This is a genomic window from Corynebacterium sp. UMB10321 (assembly GCF_030228725.1).
GTDB lineage: Bacteria > Actinomycetota > Actinomycetes > Mycobacteriales > Mycobacteriaceae > Corynebacterium > Corynebacterium pseudogenitalium.
The window spans coordinates 79,207-96,723 of record NZ_JASOZC010000007.1; the positions used below are offsets into that span (position 1 = coordinate 79,207).

19 protein-coding genes are annotated in these 17,517 nt (G+C 60.0%); 13 read left to right on the top strand and 6 right to left on the bottom strand.

All coding sequences use genetic code 11. The features are described 5' to 3' along the window. The first annotated feature begins 8 nt into the window (after nucleotides 1-8). Genes QP752_RS07980 through QP752_RS08005 form a run of 6 tightly spaced genes read left to right on the top strand, consistent with a single transcriptional unit; the run spans nucleotide 9 to nucleotide 4,941 of the window. Nucleotides 9-1,688: an ABC transporter family substrate-binding protein gene (locus tag QP752_RS07980; protein WP_284805223.1), complete on the top strand. Its 1,680-nt coding sequence runs from the start codon at nucleotides 9-11 to the stop codon at nucleotides 1,686-1,688. Further along, nucleotides 1,669-2,547 (top strand): N-acetyl-1-D-myo-inositol-2-amino-2-deoxy-alpha-D-glucopyranoside deacetylase, encoded by an 879-nt coding sequence (gene mshB / locus QP752_RS07985; protein WP_083290977.1) that lies wholly within the window; start codon nucleotides 1,669-1,671, stop codon nucleotides 2,545-2,547. The genes QP752_RS07980 and mshB overlap by 20 nt, the downstream gene beginning before the upstream one ends. Then, complete coding sequence (locus QP752_RS07990; RefSeq protein ID WP_070479438.1) at nucleotides 2,544-2,921, top strand: hypothetical protein; 378 nt, start codon at nucleotides 2,544-2,546, stop codon at nucleotides 2,919-2,921. Before mshB ends, QP752_RS07990 begins: the two co-directional genes overlap by 4 nt. 13 nt (nucleotides 2,922-2,934) lie before the next feature. Then, nucleotides 2,935-3,261, top strand: coding sequence for a ferredoxin (gene fdxA, locus QP752_RS07995; protein WP_070362691.1), 327 nt, complete (start codon nucleotides 2,935-2,937; stop codon nucleotides 3,259-3,261). Nucleotides 3,262-3,267: 6 nt separating this feature from the next. Beyond that, the gene (dapC, locus tag QP752_RS08000) at nucleotides 3,268-4,374 is read left to right on the top strand and encodes a succinyldiaminopimelate transaminase (RefSeq protein ID WP_070479440.1); all 1,107 of its coding nucleotides are present in this window, start codon (nucleotides 3,268-3,270) and stop codon (nucleotides 4,372-4,374) included. Nucleotides 4,375-4,404: 30 nt separating this feature from the next. Beyond that, on the top strand, nucleotides 4,405-4,941 hold the full coding sequence (locus QP752_RS08005; RefSeq protein WP_070362689.1) for a GtrA family protein: 537 nt from the start codon (nucleotides 4,405-4,407) through the stop codon (nucleotides 4,939-4,941). Between the two features lie 13 nt (nucleotides 4,942-4,954). On the opposite strand, the gene QP752_RS08010 is transcribed toward QP752_RS08005, so the two are convergent. The 3 genes from QP752_RS08010 to QP752_RS08020 all read right to left on the bottom strand — a co-directional run bounded on the left by QP752_RS08010 (nucleotide 4,955) and on the right by QP752_RS08020 (nucleotide 8,784). Beyond that, nucleotides 4,955-6,325, bottom strand: a complete 1,371-nt coding sequence (locus QP752_RS08010; protein ID WP_070976247.1) for an amino acid permease — start codon at nucleotides 6,323-6,325, stop codon at nucleotides 4,955-4,957. Beyond that, the gene (locus tag QP752_RS08015; protein ID WP_284805226.1) at nucleotides 6,322-7,752 is read right to left on the bottom strand and encodes an amino acid permease; all 1,431 of its coding nucleotides are present in this window, start codon (nucleotides 7,750-7,752) and stop codon (nucleotides 6,322-6,324) included. Before QP752_RS08015 ends, QP752_RS08010 begins: the two co-directional genes overlap by 4 nt. A gap of 93 nt (nucleotides 7,753-7,845) precedes the next feature. After that, on the bottom strand, nucleotides 7,846-8,784 hold the full coding sequence (locus QP752_RS08020) for a succinyltransferase (protein WP_070479443.1): 939 nt from the start codon (nucleotides 8,782-8,784) through the stop codon (nucleotides 7,846-7,848). 115 nt (nucleotides 8,785-8,899) lie between these two features. Between QP752_RS08020 and QP752_RS08025 the strand changes: the two genes are divergently transcribed. From QP752_RS08025 to QP752_RS08050, 6 genes are read left to right on the top strand one after another with little or no spacing between them, the layout of a single operon-like run. Continuing rightward, nucleotides 8,900-9,703: a TIGR00730 family Rossman fold protein gene (locus tag QP752_RS08025; RefSeq protein ID WP_070362685.1), complete on the top strand. Its 804-nt coding sequence runs from the start codon at nucleotides 8,900-8,902 to the stop codon at nucleotides 9,701-9,703. A gap of 3 nt (nucleotides 9,704-9,706) precedes the next feature. Beyond that, a complete protein-coding gene (gene folP, locus QP752_RS08030) occupies nucleotides 9,707-10,543 on the top strand; it encodes a dihydropteroate synthase (protein ID WP_070362684.1) in 837 nt (278 codons plus the stop codon). After that, a complete protein-coding gene (locus QP752_RS08035) occupies nucleotides 10,543-11,316 on the top strand; it encodes a glucosyl-3-phosphoglycerate synthase (protein ID WP_070479444.1) in 774 nt (257 codons plus the stop codon). The genes folP and QP752_RS08035 overlap by 1 nt, the downstream gene beginning before the upstream one ends. A gap of 9 nt (nucleotides 11,317-11,325) precedes the next feature. Continuing rightward, nucleotides 11,326-11,682: a hypothetical protein gene (locus tag QP752_RS08040; RefSeq protein WP_070362682.1), complete on the top strand. Its 357-nt coding sequence runs from the start codon at nucleotides 11,326-11,328 to the stop codon at nucleotides 11,680-11,682. After that, complete coding sequence (locus QP752_RS08045) at nucleotides 11,654-11,821, top strand: DUF3117 domain-containing protein (RefSeq protein WP_070362681.1); 168 nt, start codon at nucleotides 11,654-11,656, stop codon at nucleotides 11,819-11,821. Before QP752_RS08040 ends, QP752_RS08045 begins: the two co-directional genes overlap by 29 nt. Before the next feature lie 32 nt (nucleotides 11,822-11,853). Further along, nucleotides 11,854-12,717 carry a methyltransferase domain-containing protein gene (locus QP752_RS08050; RefSeq protein ID WP_070362680.1) on the top strand — a complete coding sequence of 288 codons (864 nt, stop codon included), beginning with the start codon at nucleotides 11,854-11,856 and terminating at the stop codon, nucleotides 12,715-12,717. 21 nt (nucleotides 12,718-12,738) lie between these two features. Here the strand turns inward: QP752_RS08050 and QP752_RS08055 are convergent, their stop codons facing one another. Continuing rightward, nucleotides 12,739-14,127 (bottom strand): GH32 C-terminal domain-containing protein, encoded by a 1,389-nt coding sequence (locus QP752_RS08055; protein WP_070479446.1) that lies wholly within the window; start codon nucleotides 14,125-14,127, stop codon nucleotides 12,739-12,741. A gap of 24 nt (nucleotides 14,128-14,151) precedes the next feature. After that, nucleotides 14,152-15,309, bottom strand: coding sequence for a glycogen synthase (gene glgA / locus QP752_RS08060; RefSeq protein ID WP_070362678.1), 1,158 nt, complete (start codon nucleotides 15,307-15,309; stop codon nucleotides 14,152-14,154). Nucleotides 15,310-15,430: 121 nt separating this feature from the next. Here glgA and glgC point away from each other — a divergent pair, with 121 nt between their 5' ends. Continuing rightward, nucleotides 15,431-16,654, top strand: a complete 1,224-nt coding sequence (gene glgC, locus QP752_RS08065; protein ID WP_070479448.1) for a glucose-1-phosphate adenylyltransferase — start codon at nucleotides 15,431-15,433, stop codon at nucleotides 16,652-16,654. 72 nt (nucleotides 16,655-16,726) lie between these two features. Here glgC and QP752_RS08070 read toward each other — a convergent pair whose 3' ends face one another. Then, nucleotides 16,727-17,419 carry an O-methyltransferase gene (locus tag QP752_RS08070; RefSeq protein ID WP_070363543.1) on the bottom strand — a complete coding sequence of 231 codons (693 nt, stop codon included), beginning with the start codon at nucleotides 17,417-17,419 and terminating at the stop codon, nucleotides 16,727-16,729. Nucleotides 17,420-17,517 lie beyond the last annotated feature (98 nt).

Genomic DNA, 17,517 nt, shown 5'->3' on the forward strand with positions numbered 1-17,517 from the left:
CTACTGCGATGAATCCGCACATCTTTTCAGTGCCACGTCGCTCGCGATCACTGCGAGTCGGCGTGGCGCTGTTTGCGTGCTCTGGCGTGGTTGCGCTTTCTGCATGCGCCGCGTCGCCTGGCCCGCCGCCTCTCGTTGATCCGAACGATGTTGCTGCTCGTGAGATGTACGAGCAAGAGGATTCCACGACTACTTCCGCTCGACCGGAGGGCAAGACTCGCGTGCGCTCCCAGGTGGAGGTTGGTGTGGATTCGCTCCGAAACGGGCTGAACCCGCACCTTATCGCTGATGAATCTGCGGTTGTGAAGAGTGTGGCGAATCTGGTGCTTCCCAGCGCATTTCATGATGGGGTGAGAAATTCCGCACTGCTCAATGGGGCGACGGTGCTCTCAGAATCGCCGCGTGCAATGACGGTGCGCTACATCATTCGCGAGACCGCGCAATGGTCTGATGGCACGCCGGTGACCGGTGCGGACTTTGTGTACCTGTGGCGGGGGATGCGGGACACACCAGGGGTGCGAAACCCGGCCGGGTATCGCGCGATCGATGCCGTGCGTGTCAGTGGCGCGACGGGCAAGGTCGTCGACGTTGACTTCGCTGAGCCGGTTGCGGATTGGCGTGGCCTTTTCGACCACTTGCTGCCGGCGCATGTGTTTGCAGCCGACGGCTCTGATTTCGGGGTGGCGCTGCGCGACACGATTCCGGTTTCTGCTGGCCGGTACATGGTGCGCGGGGTAGACCGTGGTCGTGGAACGATTACGCTGAACCGCAATGATAGGTTTTGGGCGGCCAATCCTGCCAAGATAGATATTTTGACGCTGCACGCGGTACGCGGGACCACCCAGATTGCAGATCAGCTGCGCACCGGCCAGCTGGTGTTTGTGGATCGGGTTCCTAGCGAGACGACCGGGCGCGTGCTCAGCCTGGTACCGGGTGTGCAGACGCGGATGCTCGATACGCCACGGGTGCTAGGCGCTGTGCTTTCTGCGACGTCTGGGATGTCGCCTGAGGTTCGTTCGGAGCTTCGTTCGCTGATCGACGTTCCGCTGCTTGCAAGCATTGCGTTGGACCGCACGGCTGATGTTTCGGTTGCAAAGCACGGTCAAGTGAGCACGCATGAGCCGCACGCGGTGTATCAACACGTTGCGGCTCACGGTGCGATTCGCATTGGTGCCGATCTTGCAGATCCCGCAGCGGTAGCAGCGGCTCGATCGATGGCGGACATGCTGCACGATCGTGGAGTGTCGGCACGAGTTGTCGCGACGGATTTCGGTTCGCTGATTCGCTCAGGTCTCGAGGAAAATACCGTTGATGTTTTGGTGGCGTGGCAACACGATCCGGAAAATTTGCCGGATGCTGCGAGTCGCTTGGACTGCGTCGCTGGCGCCCCTCGTGCAGGCAACCTCGCCGGTTTTTGTGAACCTCAGTCGGTGGGGCTTGCGAAAGAAATCTTGGCCGGTTCGTACGGGCTTAAGCAGGCCACCGAGGCGGTCAATGAGGTGCTCGAGCAAGAGGCACTATGGATGCCGATTGCGCGCGAGCGTCGTATTATCGCCCTCGGGGAGGGCATAATCGGGCCGGATGCAGATTTGAATAACTGGAAAGCAGGCTTATCGACGGCCGCTTCGTGGCGCCTGCAACCGAAACGAAACGAAGGAGATCGGATTAATCATGCACAACTCCCGTGACCTACAGGGCTACCGGGTGCTCGCCGTGCACGCGCACCCCGACGACGAGTCCATCACCATGGCAGGAACGCTGTTTGACCTCGCGCGACGCGGCGCAGACGTATTAGTGGTGACCTGCACGTTAGGAGAGGAAGGCGAGGTCATTGGAGAGCCATATCAACTGCTGACGAATGACCATGGTGATCAGCTAGGCGGGTTCCGCATTACGGAGCTGCACGGCGCGCTCCAGGCAATAGGTGTTCGTGGCGAGTTTCTCGGCGGAGCAGGATGTTTCCGTGACAGTGGGATGGCGGGGTCGGAGGCCAGCAAGAACCCACGTGCATTTGTCAATAGCGGGCGTCGCGCAGTCGACGCGTTGCTGGAAGTACTGCGCCGGGAGCGTCCACACCTCGTTTTGACCTACGGTCCCGACGGTGGGTACGGGCACCCGGATCATATTCGTGCGCACGAGATCGTGCACGAGGCCGCTGAGGAGTTTGATATCCCGCGCATCCTGTGGGCAGTGCGCAAGAGGGAGGAAACCGACGCACTTTTGCCTGAGGTCGCGCCTGAAGGCTGGCGCTTGCCAAAGCCTGGCGAGCTCGACGGCGTGGACAGCGTCGATGTTTCGGTGCGCCTGGACGGTGAGGCGTACAGCGCCAAGATCGCTGCGATGGCGACGCATGCGACACAAATCTGGGTTGCGGACGGGCGGACCAGCGCGACGAACCCGCACGCGGTGCTGGGCAAGGGGCCAGTCATGTACTACGCGCTGTCCAACTTGATTGTGCAGCCGATTCAGCCGTGGGAGCATTTCCAACTGGGCGGTGGCGAAGCGGTCGTCGACACGTCGGATGTGCTCAGCGGACTTGAGCGATGACTGAAACCCGTTTCAAGGCGGACATTGCCCGCGGCGAGAAAGCAGCAGGTCTCATCTGGCTTTCTGTCGGCGCGCTCATTTCACTTTTGTTAGAAGCTGTCAACTTGGACACACGTATTGTTGGAATCGCGGTGCCGTTTACGGCAGTCATCGCTGCGCTCTTTAATGCGGTGCTCACGAAGACTGCGGCGCTGTGGTCAGATCATCTGCTGGTCAAGCTCGTTCCACTCATTGTTTGGGTGGTAGGTTTCTTTGTTCTGCTTATCGCTCTCCCGGCGCGGGGAGCGGTCGTGCTCCCCGCGAGCCCGCTGACGCTGCTGCTCCTTTTTGCGGGTTTGGGTGGGGGCGTTTGGCCCCTTTTCGGTCGAAAGTGACATACTGGAACGCATGACTTATGTGATTGCTCAACCATGCGTGGACGTAATGGACCGCAGCTGCGTCGAAGAATGCCCAGTCGACTGCATCTATGAGGGCAAGCGCATGCTCTACATTCACCCAGACGAGTGCGTCGACTGCGGTGCATGTGAGCCAGCTTGCCCGGTAGAGGCCATCTTTTACGAGGATGACACCCCGGAGGAATGGGCCGAGTACTACGACGCAAACGTCGGCTTTTTCGACGAGCTCGGATCGCCAGGCGGGGCGACAAAGCTTGGGCCACAGGATTTCGACCACCCATTCGTGGAGGCGCTACCACCGCAGAACCAGGACGGTTAAACCTGCATGAGCACGCACCATCGCGCCGGCTTAGAGGAGCAGCTACCGGAGTTTCCTTGGGATACCATCCTCGATGTCAAGCAGAAGGCAGCCAGCCATCCCGGCGGACTCATTGACCTCTCGGTCGGGACACCGGTAGATTCAGTCGACCCTTCCATCCAGCTTGCCCTGGCTGAGCATGCCGCTGCGCCTGGCTACCCGCCGACGCAGGGGTCGGCGGAACTACGCCAAGCGATTGCCGACTCGCTGGAGCGCCGATACAACATTCAGGACCTGCACACAGACGCTGTGCTTCCCGTCATCGGCACAAAGGAGGCTGTCGCGTGGCTTCCAACCCTGCTCAACCTGCGCGGTGGCATAGTGGTGATCCCGGAGATCGCGTACCCAACCTACGAGGTGGCCGCGATCATAGCGGGATGCAAGGTCGTGCGATCTGACGTTCCAGTCGATGGTGCGTCCCTAGTATTCTTAAACACCCCGAGCAACCCAACCGGTCGCGTCCTCTCCGCAGAGGAGATGCGCGTATGGGTTGACTACGCGCGGGACACCGGCGCGATCATCGTTTCAGATGAGTGCTATATGGGTCTGGCGTGGGACGAAGAGCGTGCGCCAGTATCTTTGCTTGACCCGGCGGTCAGCGGTGGTGACAACACCAACCTCTTGGTCTTGCATTCGCTGTCAAAGACATCGAATATGGCCTCCTACAGAGTCGGTTTCATCGCTGGTGACGAGAAGCTGGTGCAAGAACTTCTGCTGTTGCGCAAGCACACCGGAATGATGGTGCCAGGACCAATCCAAGCAGCAACGCTGGCTGCACTCCGCGACGATCAGCACGAAACACTCCAGCGGCTTCGCTACGCCAACCGTCGGGTGACACTCTTGCGCGCGCTGCTCGCGGCAGGGTGCAGCGTTGAGCATTCCGAGGCCGGGCTGTACCTGTGGACACGCAGGGAAGGCGCAGATGCCCGCCAGACGCTCGACTGGTTCGCGCAGCGTGGAATCCTCGTTGCGCCAGGGGACTTTTACGGCCCTGGCGGCTCGCAGCATGTTCGAGTTGGTCTCACGGCTTCCGACGAGGCCATCGCTGAGGCCGCACAGCGACTCTCGGAGTAACACGTGACCACTCCAACAGAGCATCGTGGGATGCGTGCGCTTCGAAGCCTGCGCGAGTTTTTGCGCTTCGGCATTGTGGGAGGCTCCGGCGTCCTGGTCAATCTTTTGGTGTTCTACCTCACCAAGAAAGCGATCGAAGTCGGCTTCAATCTGCATGAGGGCGACATCTTCTTCAACCTTTTCGGCACCCGCTTTAACGTCCGCTGGTATCACGTGCTTGCTACCGTGGCGTTTCTCGTGGCGAACACATGGAACTACCAGCTCAACAGGTCGTGGACCTTCCGGGGCCCGCAGCGGCGTTCGTGGATCCGCGGGTTTTTCCCGTTCCTCACCACCGGCGTGATGGCATTCGTTGTTTCGCTGGTGTTCTTGACGTTGTTTATGAACCCGAACTCCCCAATTGGTTTGCCGGACAGCATTTTCGACGACTCCACCGGTCTTCGCACGAAGTCCTACTGGTCGCAGGGCCTGGCGACGCTGATCGCGACACCGGTGAACTACATCATTAATAAAATTTGGACGTTTTCGAAGCCGAAAACAGCTCCGAAAACGTCCGCGTCTTCCTAGTTGTGCTTGCCCGTTAGACGCTTTCCTTGGATGGGCGCACCAGGAAAGATGCGCCGATCAATACCGCGGAGACGATGAGGACCGCGATAATTTGGCCTCTGGTGGAGGCGTCGAAAAGCATGAGGATGGTGAGTCCCACGAGGGCAATCAGCGTTGCCCACGGAACCCAGGTCGCTCCGCGTACCTGCACTGCGGAGTTCTTGATCTGCGGGTGCAGTCGGATGTAGCTCAGCGTGATCATTACCCACGTGACCATGAGGCAGCCACCGACGGCGTTCATGAGGAAGTCGAGCAGCCCTGGTGGGTTCCACCACTGCAAGCCGACTGCGGCGAAGGCGAAGAACATCGACACCAATACGGAGTTCATTGGGACGGCGTTCTTGTTCGTGGCGCGAAGCCAGCGCGGCGCGTCGCCTTCGAGCGCCTGTTGGTAGGCGAGGCGAGACGTGCCGTAAATCTGGGCATTGAACGCGGAGAGCAACGCCAGCACGATGACGGCCTCCATGAACCCGACCACGCCTGGGATGTTTGCCATGCTGAGCACCTGGGTAAATGGTGAATCTGCTGCGGAGTCGGCACCGTCGATTTGAGCATATGGGATCAGCAAGATGATGACGATGATGCTTCCGATGTAGAAGAGCGCGATGCGCCAGATAATGGAGTTGACCGCGCGCTTGACGGCCTGCGCGGGGTTCTCCGACTCTGCCGCCGCGATGGTGACAACCTCGATACCGCCGAAGGCGAACGCCACGGCGAGCAGCCCAGCGGCGACGCCGGCGAAGCCGTTCGGCATGAAGCCCGACTCCCGGACGTTGTCCAGGCCGACGAAGTCGTGGCCGGGGAGGATGCCGAGGAAGAGCGCGGCGCCGATGACCAAAAAGAGGATGATGACGGCGACCTTAATCATGGCGAACCAGTACTCAAACTCGCCAAAGCCTTTCACCTGCGCGAGGTTGATGACAGCGAAGAATACCACTGTGACCAGCGCTGGAACCCATTGGGGGACGCCAAACCAGCCAGACATAATTGCGGCTGCGCCGGTGATCTCGGCGCCACCAACCATGATGAGGAGGAACCAGTAGAGCCAGCCCAACAGGAAGCCGGCCCAGTGGCCGAACGCCTGGCGCCCGTACGTCGCGAACGAGCCGGAGGATGGGCGGGCTGCAGCCATCTCGCCGAGCATGCGCATAACCGAGATAACAATCAGGCCTGCGATCGCGTATGCGACCAAGATGGCGGGGCCTGCGGCCCGGATGCCGACGCCCACTCCGAGAAAGAGACCGGCGCCTACCGCCATGCCCAGACCCATCAGGGTCAGGTGACGCGATTTGAGGCCAGTGCCCAGCGTGGCGTCGTCGGATTCAGTGTTGCGTTGAGTTGTCATCGGATGTTCCTCTCGGCGGCGTCCTTAGCGCGTTGTTGGAAAGTGTCGGTGCGGGTCCAGAGGACACCAGCGATTGAAATGATGCCCACGACGACTGCTACCGCGAACATTTGGAAGCGGCCGTCAGGGTTGGTCAGCATGAGCACCACGATGGCTCCCGCCAGTACAACTGTTGCCCACGGCAAGACTCGTGGAGCCCACATGCGAACGTGCGTGATCTCGTTGCGCTTCACGAGCTGCGGGTGGATGCGCAGGAACGAGAATGTGATGGCGAACCACAACACGATCAGGCAGCCACCTACCGCGTTGAGCAGGAATGCGAGCAGTCCAGGGGGATTCCAGTACTGTAGTGCGACAGCTACGAAGCCGAAGAACACGGAGAGCACGACGGCGCGCATCGGTACGCCGCGGTGGTCGGTGCGTGCGAAAGCCTCGGGGGCGTCGCCGCGCAGGGCCAGGTTGTGGAGGAACCTGGAAGAACCGTAGATCTGTGTGTTGCACGCGGAGAGCAGCGCGATGACGATGACGGCTTCCATAATGCCTACCGCGCCCGGAATGTTTGCCAAGTGCAGCACGGCGGTAAACGGGGACTCGGAAGCGTCGTTCGCCCCACCGATGTCTTCGTATGGCAGCAGCAAGACGATGAGCAACACGGATCCGATGTAGAAGATGCCGATTCTCCAGATGATGGAGCGGATCGCAGAGTGCACGGCAACCTCGGGGTCTTCGGATTCGGCCGCCGCGATGGTGACCAGCTCAATACCGCCGAATGCGAACGCAACTGCGAGCAGTGCCGTGGCGACGCCACCCCAGCCGTTCGGCATGAACCCGAACTCGGCAATGTTCGTTGTGCCGACGAACGACGTTCCCGGCAGGAGCCCCAGCCACAACGCCACGCCGAGGGCGAGGAAGAGACAAATCACGGTGACCTTAATCAGGGCAAACCAGAACTCGAATTCGCCGAGGTTTCGCACTGCGGCGAAGTTAATCGCCGTGAAGATAACAATCGCTGTCAGCGCCGGGATCCACGGAGACACCGCGAGCCATGATGCGATGATGGCGGAAGCGCCGGTGATCTCGACGGCCATGATCATGATCATCATGAACCAGTAGAGCCAGCCGATGGCAAAGCCTGCCCACGGACCGAAGGCCTGCTCCGCGTAGGTAGAAAACGTGCCCGAAGAAGGGCGCGCGGCAACCATCTCCGCGAGCATCTGCATGATGCACACGGTGATTGCGCCAGCGATCATGTACGCAATGATGACAGCGGGGCCTGCTGCGGCGATACCCACACCAGTGCCAAGGAAGAGCCCGGCGCCAATTGCTGAGCCGAGGCCCATCATGGTCAGGTGCCGGGTCTTCAGTCCGCGCTGTAACGATGTCGACGCCCGAGTTGGGGCCACAACCGATGAAGCTTTCAAAGACATGGCAATTACCTTAAACACTCATGTACTTTCATGCCTATCATTCGCAGTTGTGTCGCCCCGTGCTCTGCGAATTCGGCCCGTAAAAGTAGAGCGTTAGCTGTTTCGCGCGCGCAGTACGGGCGTGGTGCTTGCCGGCTCTTGGTGGATGCTGATATCACTCTGACCAGCAATCTCACTTGCTGGGATGTGTGTCTCATTTCTTGTGTCGTAGATAATTGTCGACGGCTCCAGCATCACATTGACACCGATCTCGCAGTTGTCCCCGAGATCCACCCCGATTACACCCGATGCGGGGTGAAGCGTGCAATTGCGTCCGACTCGTAGCGGGATCCGGTTATGTCCGCTGCCGCGCGCAGCCATCAGCACCGCCGACAACGCAACCTCGGTACCTTCACCAACCGTGACAGCGGAGGAGAGTCGCCCCTCAATCTTTGCTGGTCCAAGAGCTCCGGAGTTGTGTGAGACGTAGCCCTCACGGATCACGGACGTTCCCGGAGCCAAGTAGGCCCCGAGGCGGACGCGCTCCGCTTCGGAGATTGAGACCCCAGTCGGCACCACGTAGTCGACCATGCGGGGAAGCCGCTCGATGCCGTAGACGTGGATGTTGCCCCTGCTACGCAGGCGAGTTCGCACGAATTCGAAGTTATCCGCCAAGCATGGGCCCTTATTCGTCCATACCACCGGCTCGAGGTGTTCGAGGCAGTCTTCCATGTTGACTTCGAAGGGGCGCACCAGGCGGTGGGAGAGCAGGTGGAGCCGAAGATATACGTCGTGGGCATCCACAGGGGGTTGGGACAGGTCCGCGATTGTGGTGCGCACCGGCACGTGCTCGACGAGCCGGTCCGAGTCCATGCCCACCAGGCTGAGGAATGCGTCCCCAAGTTCGTGCGCGCTGACTCTGCGGGATCCGGAAGTGAGGCCGGAGGGGTCGTCGATAAGTGAAGGGGAAGGGTACCAGGTGTCGAGTACCGTACCGTCCAGCGAAATATTGGCAATACCTGTGGCCTGCGCTCCTTGTAACATGCTTGTCATCTTAAACGCACAGTCACAAAGGGCCGGACTCGGACGACAAGCGGGGGAGGGGTTGGCCTAGCATATAAGTTTTTGGCAGAGTCGAACTCAACGTGTTTTGAGGAAGGAAGGACCCATGGCACCTCACAAGTCACCGCGACCGGACAAGGAGCGAAAACTGCGCGGCCCAATCATGCTGCGAAGCGAGGACACCGAACAGCCGACGACGCACGACCGTCGCCTCCTGGAGTCCTTGGGCTACAGCGACCACGACTGGAAGCACGCGGACCCGTGGCGTGTGATGCGAATCCAGTCTGAGTTTGTCGCAGGCTTCGACGCACTGAGCGACTTGCCGAAGGCGGTCACTGTGTTTGGCTCCGCACGCCTCAACGAAGGCACGGAAGAGTATGCGCTGTCATGCGAGGTAGGCAAGGCGCTCGTCGAGGCGGGATACGCGGTCATCACTGGTGGCGGTCCAGGCTTGATGGAGGGGCCGAACCGCGGTGCCCACGATGCCGACGGCATCTCGGTGGGGCTCGGCATTGAGTTGCCGTTCGAACAAACGCTTAACGATTGGGTCGACCTCGGCCTGAACTTCCGCTACTTCTTCGCGCGCAAGACAATGTTCTTGAAGTACTCGCAGGCGTTCATCGCGCTGCCGGGCGGGTACGGGACCATGGACGAGCTGTTCGAAACGCTCGTGATGGTGCAAACCCAAAAGGTTACCAACTTCCCGATAGTGCTCATGGGTACCGAGTTCTGGTCCGGCCTGGTTGCGTGGATTGAGGAGCAGCTGCTTGGCCGCGGCCTCATCTCGCCGGGCGATGAATCCCTGTTCTACGTCACCGACTCCGTCGACGACGCGATCGCGCACATCGTGCACGCACATAAGGTGATGACAGACGCGCGCCTGCGAGATGCTCACAACGAGGACGTCTAAGAGATGCCTGGCCGCATCGCAGAGGTTATGGCGATCATCAACCGGACGCCAGATTCGTTTTACGACAAAGGAGCAACGTTCGCGATAGAGCAAGCGCTGGATCGAGCCGATACGGTGATCGCGCAGGGAGCGTCGATTGTCGACGTCGGCGGGGTAAAAGCAGGTCCCGGCGACGAAGTCGACCCCGCAGAGGAGATCGAACGCGTCGTCCCTGTCATCCGGGGCATCCGCCTCCGGCACCCGTCAATACGCATCAGCGTGGACACCTGGCGCGCCGACGTCGCACAGACCGCAATCGAGGCGGGTGCGGACCTAATCAACGACACCTGGGCTGGCTACGATCCCGAGCTTGTCGAGGTCGCCGGGGCGCATCGCGTTGGGTACGTCTGCTCCCACACCGGCGGTGCGGTACCTCGCACACGCCCACACCGCGTCCACTACGACGATGTCGTCGCCGACGTCATCCGGGAAACCACAGCGCTCGCCGAGCGCGCCGTTGCTTGCGGCGTGCCCGAAGATCTCGTGATGATCGACCCAACGCACGACTTCGGCAAGAACACCTTCCACGGACTGGAGTTGCTGCGCCGAGTCGACGAGCTCGTCGCAACAGGGTGGCCAGTGCTCATGGCGCTGAGCAACAAAGACTTCGTCGGCGAGACGCTCGACCGTGCAGTTGGCGAGCGAGTCGCAGGGACGCTCGCAGCGACAGCGTGGTCCGCCGCACGCGGTGTCGCAGCCTTTCGCGTCCACGAAGTCGCCGAAACCCTCGACGTGATCCGAATGACCGCCGCCATCCAGGGACATATGCCACCGATCAATACCGTGCGGGGGCTTGCGTAGTGCGCGTCAGTGTGGTCATCCCGGCGCTGAACGAGGCCGCAACCGTCGGACACGTTGTGCGACGCTGCTGCGTTGCAGATGCAGTTCGGCGCGATGGGGAAGTACTGGTCATCGACTCGGATTCACACGACGACACCGCGACGCTTGCCGCCAGGGCGGGGGCTCGTGTGGTGAACTGGCGCGAGGTCAGCGCGATTGAACCGCAGGAAGGCAAGGGCGAAGCACTGTGGCGCGGTGTGAAGGCCGCGCGCGGAGAGTTCGTCGTGTTTATCGACGCCGACGTCACCTCCCTCGAGCCGTGGTGGATTGATGCACTCATCGAGCCCTTCAAGACCCCGGAGATCCACCTTGTGAAAGCTCGTTACAAAAGATCCCTGGACGGGCGGCCTTCTGGCGGCGGGCGTGTCACGGAACTGACTGCAAAGCCTTTGCTACGACGGTTTTTCCCAGCATTGAGTGATATTGGTCAGCCACTGGCCGGCGAATATGCAATACGGCGAGATACAGCGCTGCGCCTGCCGTTCGTGGCGGGATACGGCGTTGAGTCGGGGCTGCTCATCGACACCTTCGCCAGGTATGGACGCAATGCTATTGCGGAAGCGGATCTTGGAACTCGCGTACACCGCAACCGCCCGCTTGAGGAGCTGGGGCCGATGGCGGACGTGGTGGCGTCGACAATTCTCGACAGGGCGTTGGTATCCGGACAGCTAGGTTCCGAACAGAAGACGAGGCAACGGCCGCCCTGGTGCGAAATTCTGAGCGCTGAACGCTAGTATGATGACATGCTTTCTTGGATCATCCTGATTATCGCCATTGCCGTTTTTTGCGTGCTTGGTTTCTTGCTCTTTAGCCAGCTGTTTGGGCGCGGCGAACAGCTGCCACCCATGATGGAGACCGAGGACGTCAAGTCCGCGAACCGGCTCGCAGTTGAGGAGGGCAACATTGGAGACGTGCACCTTGAAGTGGTGCACCGTGGCTACCGGATGGACCAGGTCGATGACCTGCTTACCGCACTCGGTGAAAAGTACGGCTTTGCTCCGACTATCAGTCAGCTAACCGAAAACAGCGTAGTATTGGATACAAACGTTTTGACTGAAGGAGAAGCGACAGATGGCAGCAATGAAGCCGCGCACCGGTAATGGACCAATGGAAGCCGCAGAAGAAAGCCGGAAGATTGTCATGAGAATTCCGTCCGACGGGGGCGGCCGCCTGGTCATCGAGATGAGCAAGGAAGAGGCAACTGAGCTCGGAAATCTGCTGATTGAAGCCGTAGGATAAGAATTCTCTAAACTTAAGGTAATATATCCAGCATGCTCAAAGACATAATTGATGTGCTGGCAGATCCTATAGACCTTACTCCTCTTTGTGGTGAAGAGGAGTTTTCACGCCTCGTTTCCGAAAGTGGCCACTCGTACGATGTGGCGAAGCAGGGCTACGTTACGCTGGCGAGCGGAAAAGGTCTGCAACATGTCGGTGACTCGTTGGAGATGGTCCTCTCCCGCGAGTCATTTTTGTCGCAGGGGCACTTCGCCCCGTTCGTTGAAGCGATGACGGAGCACGTAGAACACGTGCTTGACCTCAGCGCGCCTGAGGAAGACCACCCGGCGATCCTCGAGGTTGGCGCGGGGACCGGCTACTACCTGTCGCACACCCTGGACTCCGTGGTTGGCGCGCGCGGCGTCGGACTTGATATCTCGGTTCCAGCTGCGAAGTATCTTGCAAAGGCACATCCGCGAATCGGCTCGATTGTGGCCGATGTGTGGCAACAGCTTCCAATTGCGACCGGGAGCATCCACGCGATTACCGTGGTGTTTGCCCCGCGTAACCCAGCAGAATTCGCTCGCGTGCTTGCGGATGACGGCCAGGTTGTAGCGCTCATTGCGGATCAAGGCCACCTCGATGAGCTGCGTGAACCCCTCGGTATCTTAGGCGTCGAGCCCGGCAAGCTGGACCGCCTCGTCGAGCAGTCAGAGGGCCACCTGGAGCTGGCCGAAGACCCAAAGGAACTTGTCTTCCCGATGCGTTTGGACCGCGAATCTATCGCGGCCCAGGTCGGAATGAGCCCATCCGCCCGCCACATTGAGCGGGGCGAGTTGGCGCGTCGTCTTGACGCCCTGCCGGATCACATGACCGTAACCGCGCATGCACAGCTCGTGCGCCTGCGCAAGGCGTAAGCCGTTCCGCTCAGGAAGCACCTAGCGACTACGACGCCACTCGTTCAAGATGCTGGCGTCGCCCTTTGCGCGGGAGCGGATGCCGATGCATCCGTTCTCCGGCCAGATGCGCGAGGACATCACTACTGCACCGCCGTCGGCATAGACCTCGAGCGTCGAACCGTCCACGATAACCGTGATGGTATCTTCCTCGTCCTCGCCGATTTCGGCTTCCGCAACTTGGCCATCGAATCGATCGACGGTGAGCTTGTCGCCAGCATGGGTGACCCGAGCTGCGACCTCACCATTACCGTCGACAATCTCAGCGACGACACTGCCACCTGCGGAGATCTCGCATAGCGCAGTCCACAAATGGGCGCCGCGCGTCGTGCTCACCGCCTCGGGGAGCCCTGGCGCAGGTACCTGGTACAGGTGACCATCCTGGAGCGTGACATAGCGTGGCAGTGTGAGCGTATTTGCCCAGCCTTCGGTTTCCCAGTTCGGCTCTTTCGTCGGGGACCCTTGGCGGCCAGAGGGCGTCATAAAGCCAAAGAGATAGGTGCCTTGGTAGCGCTGCGCCGGGTCCATCGCAACCGGGAGGTAGTTGGTGTTGCGGGGGCGAGTGAAATCGTGCCCGAAATCGAGCGCCTGTGCAGGTGTGGTTACCCGGAACGTGTTGTTCTCCAGCTTGCCGATGATGTAGGCCGAACGGTCTTTGCCACCGCGCTCAAGCGTGAAGAAGAAGACGTCGTAGATCTTGGAATCAACTTCATCGCGGAGCCTGCAAATTCGTGGCGCTACCAGCGTCTCATCGAGGTCGATTCCGGGGTCGCCATCAAAAGTGAGAGGTCCTTCGAAGCGCCACTCAACGCCATCGATAGAGCGAAGCACGACTGGCTTCGGCGTATCGACGCTGCCCGTGATCGCCAGCATGAGCCAGCCATCGTGCTCCTCGCGCTCGTCATCTTTCCAGTCAGGAACGACGCAGGGCGAGCGGAAGTTGTTGTACTCAGGCGTGTCCTCGACGATATCGCCAAGTCGCTGCACGCCAGGTGTGGCGTTTGTATCTTCGAGGAGTTCATCGCACAGCCCTTCCAGCTCAGGCGCGTGGGCGAGCTGGATGGTGTTGCCAGCAGCAGTTGCTGAAGTGAAGTACAGGTAGATGCCTTCCGGCGCACCAATTACGGCACCTGCTCGAACCGCGGATTCGCCACCGGCGGGGACGATGGCATCGTTGCATTCGACCCAGCTAAACGGGTCGCCGTCGCTGACGTTGTGGCCCCAGCGGCTCGGGGCTTCGGGTGTGGGGCGGTATTGGTAGAAAATATGCCAATTGTTTTCTCCTTCGCGCCCGTCGAAAATGACACCAGCTGGCCCCTCGAGGATGCCACTGTCTGCGGTGACGTGAAGTTCTGGTCGGAAAGTACTCATCGTTAAGTGGTGTTCACCCCTGCGTTATTTCGTGAGTTGTTCGTAGATCTTGACGGTGTCTTGCGCAATTGTCTTCCACGAGAAGTCATTGCGGGCGCGCGTCAGGCCAGCTTGGCCCAGCCTTCGGGAGAGATCCTTGTCACCAGCCACCCGGTTGACTGCCTCGGCGAGATTCCGCTCGAAGGCTTCCGGCTGCGTTTTGTCGTAGTCAACGAGCACACCCGTCTCACCATCCACGACGACCTCCGGGATGCCACCCACGCGAGATGCCACAACAGCGGTTTCGCATGCCATGGCCTCCAAGTTCACGATGCCAAGCGGCTCGTAGATTGACGGGCACACAAAGACGTCGGCTGCGGAGTAGACCTCGCGGATCTTTTCTGCCGGCAACATGTCCTGTACCCAGAACACACCATCGCGCTCAGATTGTAGCTTTTCGACGAGCCCCTTCGTCTCTGCGGCGATCTCCGGTGTATCAGGCGCACCTGCGCACAGCACGAGCTGGACGTCTTCCTCAAAGTGCGACGCCGCCTTGAGGAGGTGCGCGACGCCCTTTTGGCGCGTGATTCGACCGACGAACGCGACGATCGGCTTCGCCGGGTCTACACCGAGGTCTGTCAGGACGGTTCCCTCGGTGGGGTACCACTTTGCCGGATCGATGCCGTTGAGTACGACGTGAATCTTGTCCGCCGGGATGCTCGGGTAGGCACGAAGGATGGCTTCTTTCATACCCGCGGAAACGGCAATGACTGCGTCCGCATTCTCGAAAGCGTTCTTCTCGCTCCACGAGGAAACGTTGTAGCCACCGCCGAGCTGCTCGCGCTTCCAAGGGCGGTCAGGCTCGAGAGAGTGCGCAGTGACAACGTGCGGAATGTCGTAGAGAAGGCCTGTGAGGTGGCCACCGAGCCCGGCGTACCACGTATGGGAGTGAGCCACGTCAACATTGTTGGCGGCGTGGGCGATCCGAAGGCCCGTCGATAAGGTCTTGATGGCACCGTTCGCGTTTTCAAGGGCAGGGTCAACCCCGTGGACGTAAACGTCCTTCATGTCGCGGGGAGTGCCCATGCAGTGAACATCGACGTCAACGATCTCCCGCATAAAGCGAGTGAGCTCTGTGACGTGGACTCCGGCTCCCCCGTAAATCTCGGGAGGATACTCTTTGGTCATCATTCCGACTCTCATACCGCCCGAGCATAGTGACGAATTCACGTCGGTGCAGGAAAGCAAAAACTGAAATGTAGCGCTGCCCACTTTAGGAGGCAAAAGGCTGCAAGGTCACGAAGTTTTCAATAGGCTCGGAAGCGTGAGAAGTCAGCCTAGAGTACTTGCAATTGTCCTTGCCGGTGGCGAAGGGAAGCGCCTGTTTCCGTTGACCGCGGACCGAGCTAAACCGGCCGTTCCTTTTGGAGGCAACTATCGATTAATTGATTTTGTTCTGTCGAACTTGGTCAACGCTGGGTACATGCGAATCGCAGTGTTGACACAGTACAAGTCGCACTCGCTGGACCGGCACGTGGCGACGGCTTGGAACGTATCTGGCCCGACTCCGCAGTACATCGCATCGGTGCCGGCGCAGCAACGTCGTGGCAAGCGCTGGTACAACGGCTCTGCAGACGCGATTGTGCAGTCGCTCAACCTCATTTACGACGATAAGCCGGATTACGTGCTGGTCTTTGGCGCAGACCACGTCTACCGGATGGATCCTTCGCAGATGGTGGAGAACCACATCAAGTCAGGCAAGGCTGCAACGGTGGCCGGTATCCGCGTGCCTCGATCAGAAGCTACGGCGTTCGGCTGCATCCAGTCCGAAGAGGACGGCACCATCACCGAGTTTTTGGAGAAGCCCGCGGATCCACCAGGAACCCCGGACGATCCGGATATGACGTTCGCTTCGATGGGTAACTACGTATTCTCTACGGAACCACTGATTCAAGCGCTGCTCGAGGACGAGCAGAACGAGGACTCTGATCACGATATGGGTGGCGACATCATCCCGTACTTCGTGCGCAAGGGCGAAGCAAATGTGTACGACTTCTCGCAGAACGAAGTGCCCGGCGCGACAAAGCGCGACAAGGGATACTGGCGAGATGTCGGTACGATTGATTCTTTCTACGAGGCGCACATGGACCTCATCTCTTCGTACCCAGTGTTCAACTTGTACAACTCGACGTGGCCGATTCACTCCACAGAGGACGGCAACCTTCCACCAGCGAAGTTTGTCGTGGGAGGTATCGCACAGGAGTCGATGGTGGCGTCGGGATCAATTATCTCGGGCGCTACCGTACGCAATTCAGTGCTTTCCACGGATGTGCGTGTTGAGGAAGGCGCGACCGTTGAAGGTTCTGTGCTGATGCCAGGTGTGCGCATCGGTAAAGGGGCGGTGGTCCGCCACTGCATCCTCGATAAGAACGTCTATGTAGCTGACGGTGAAATTATTGGCGTCGACCTTGAAAAGGACCGCAAACGCTACACTGTTTCGGACAACGGCGTAGTGGTCGTCGGCAAAAATCAGGTGGTTCAGGAATAACTGACACTCATAGGCAAGGCCCGCTCGAAGCTCAGCGAAGTTCGAGCGGGCCTTGTTCGTGCGTACGTAGAGCTAGCGCTTCGTAATGATGGTCAGGCCACCGTCGAGAGGCAGGCGAGCTACGAGCGCTCCGTGGTCGGCGGCGAGGCTGCTCACGTACCTATCTGCCTCTCGTGCTGCCTCGGTTTCGCGGTCCCTGCGTGTCGAATCGCTGACGGTACCGTCCAGCAGAGAGTCGGCGAGAATCAGCGTGCCGCCCTCGCTGAGGAGCGGCCAGGCGGCATCAATAACCGCGGTGAACTCGATCGGCGAGACATCCGCGTAAACGAGGTGGTAGGCGTCGTTCGCAAGCCTGCCCATAACCTCAAGCGGGCGCGCGGTGAGGAAACGTGTGCGGGAGGTTGGGTACTCGGCGGCACGGAATGCCTCCTTTGCGCCGGTTTGTAGCGTGACCTCGGGTTCGATGCAGGTAAGCGATGCGCGCTCTGGAAGACCACGCAGCAGGTGGAGCCCGACGACGCCCGCAGCCGGAGTGATGGCGACTGCGCCTTGCGACTGACCACTTGGGCAGGCTGCAGCGAGCGTCGAAAGTAACGTGCCGACGATGACCGACGGCGCACGGACTCCGTTCTCCTGCGCTTCTACGCTGGCGTACTTCAACGCTTCGCGGAAAGCAGCAGGGAACGGCTGTTGCTCGGCATCAGTGAAAGACTGATGGATGTAATTTGTCAACTGATCAAAAGCGGTCGCACTCACAGCCAACATCATAACCAGAACTGTCCTCACAGCGTGTGTGCTACGCGCATGCAGTAACCTTTACGAATTTTCCTTTGGTGAATGCGATTTCAATCTGCCACAATATG

Coding starts and splice junctions, on each gene's coding strand:
- QP752_RS07980 (WP_284805223.1), top strand. CDS start 9: ATGAATCCGCACATCTTTTCAGTGCCACGTCGCTCGCGATCACTGCGA.
- QP752_RS07990 (WP_070479438.1), top strand. CDS start 2,544: ATGACTGAAACCCGTTTCAAGGCGGACATTGCCCGCGGCGAGAAAGCA.
- fdxA (WP_070362691.1), top strand. CDS start 2,935: ATGACTTATGTGATTGCTCAACCATGCGTGGACGTAATGGACCGCAGC.
- dapC (WP_070479440.1), top strand. CDS start 3,268: ATGAGCACGCACCATCGCGCCGGCTTAGAGGAGCAGCTACCGGAGTTT.
- QP752_RS08005 (WP_070362689.1), top strand. CDS start 4,405: ATGCGTGCGCTTCGAAGCCTGCGCGAGTTTTTGCGCTTCGGCATTGTG.
- QP752_RS08010 (WP_070976247.1), bottom strand. CDS start 6,325: ATGACAACTCAACGCAACACTGAATCCGACGACGCCACGCTGGGCACT.
- QP752_RS08015 (WP_284805226.1), bottom strand. CDS start 7,752: ATGTCTTTGAAAGCTTCATCGGTTGTGGCCCCAACTCGGGCGTCGACA.
- QP752_RS08020 (WP_070479443.1), bottom strand. CDS start 8,784: ATGACAAGCATGTTACAAGGAGCGCAGGCCACAGGTATTGCCAATATT.
- QP752_RS08025 (WP_070362685.1), top strand. CDS start 8,900: ATGGCACCTCACAAGTCACCGCGACCGGACAAGGAGCGAAAACTGCGC.
- folP (WP_070362684.1), top strand. CDS start 9,707: ATGCCTGGCCGCATCGCAGAGGTTATGGCGATCATCAACCGGACGCCA.
- QP752_RS08040 (WP_070362682.1), top strand. CDS start 11,326: ATGCTTTCTTGGATCATCCTGATTATCGCCATTGCCGTTTTTTGCGTG.
- QP752_RS08045 (WP_070362681.1), top strand. CDS start 11,654: ATGGCAGCAATGAAGCCGCGCACCGGTAATGGACCAATGGAAGCCGCA.
- QP752_RS08050 (WP_070362680.1), top strand. CDS start 11,854: ATGCTCAAAGACATAATTGATGTGCTGGCAGATCCTATAGACCTTACT.
- QP752_RS08055 (WP_070479446.1), bottom strand. CDS start 14,127: ATGAGTACTTTCCGACCAGAACTTCACGTCACCGCAGACAGTGGCATC.
- glgA (WP_070362678.1), bottom strand. CDS start 15,309: ATGAGAGTCGGAATGATGACCAAAGAGTATCCTCCCGAGATTTACGGG.
- QP752_RS08070 (WP_070363543.1), bottom strand. CDS start 17,419: ATGTTGGCTGTGAGTGCGACCGCTTTTGATCAGTTGACAAATTACATC.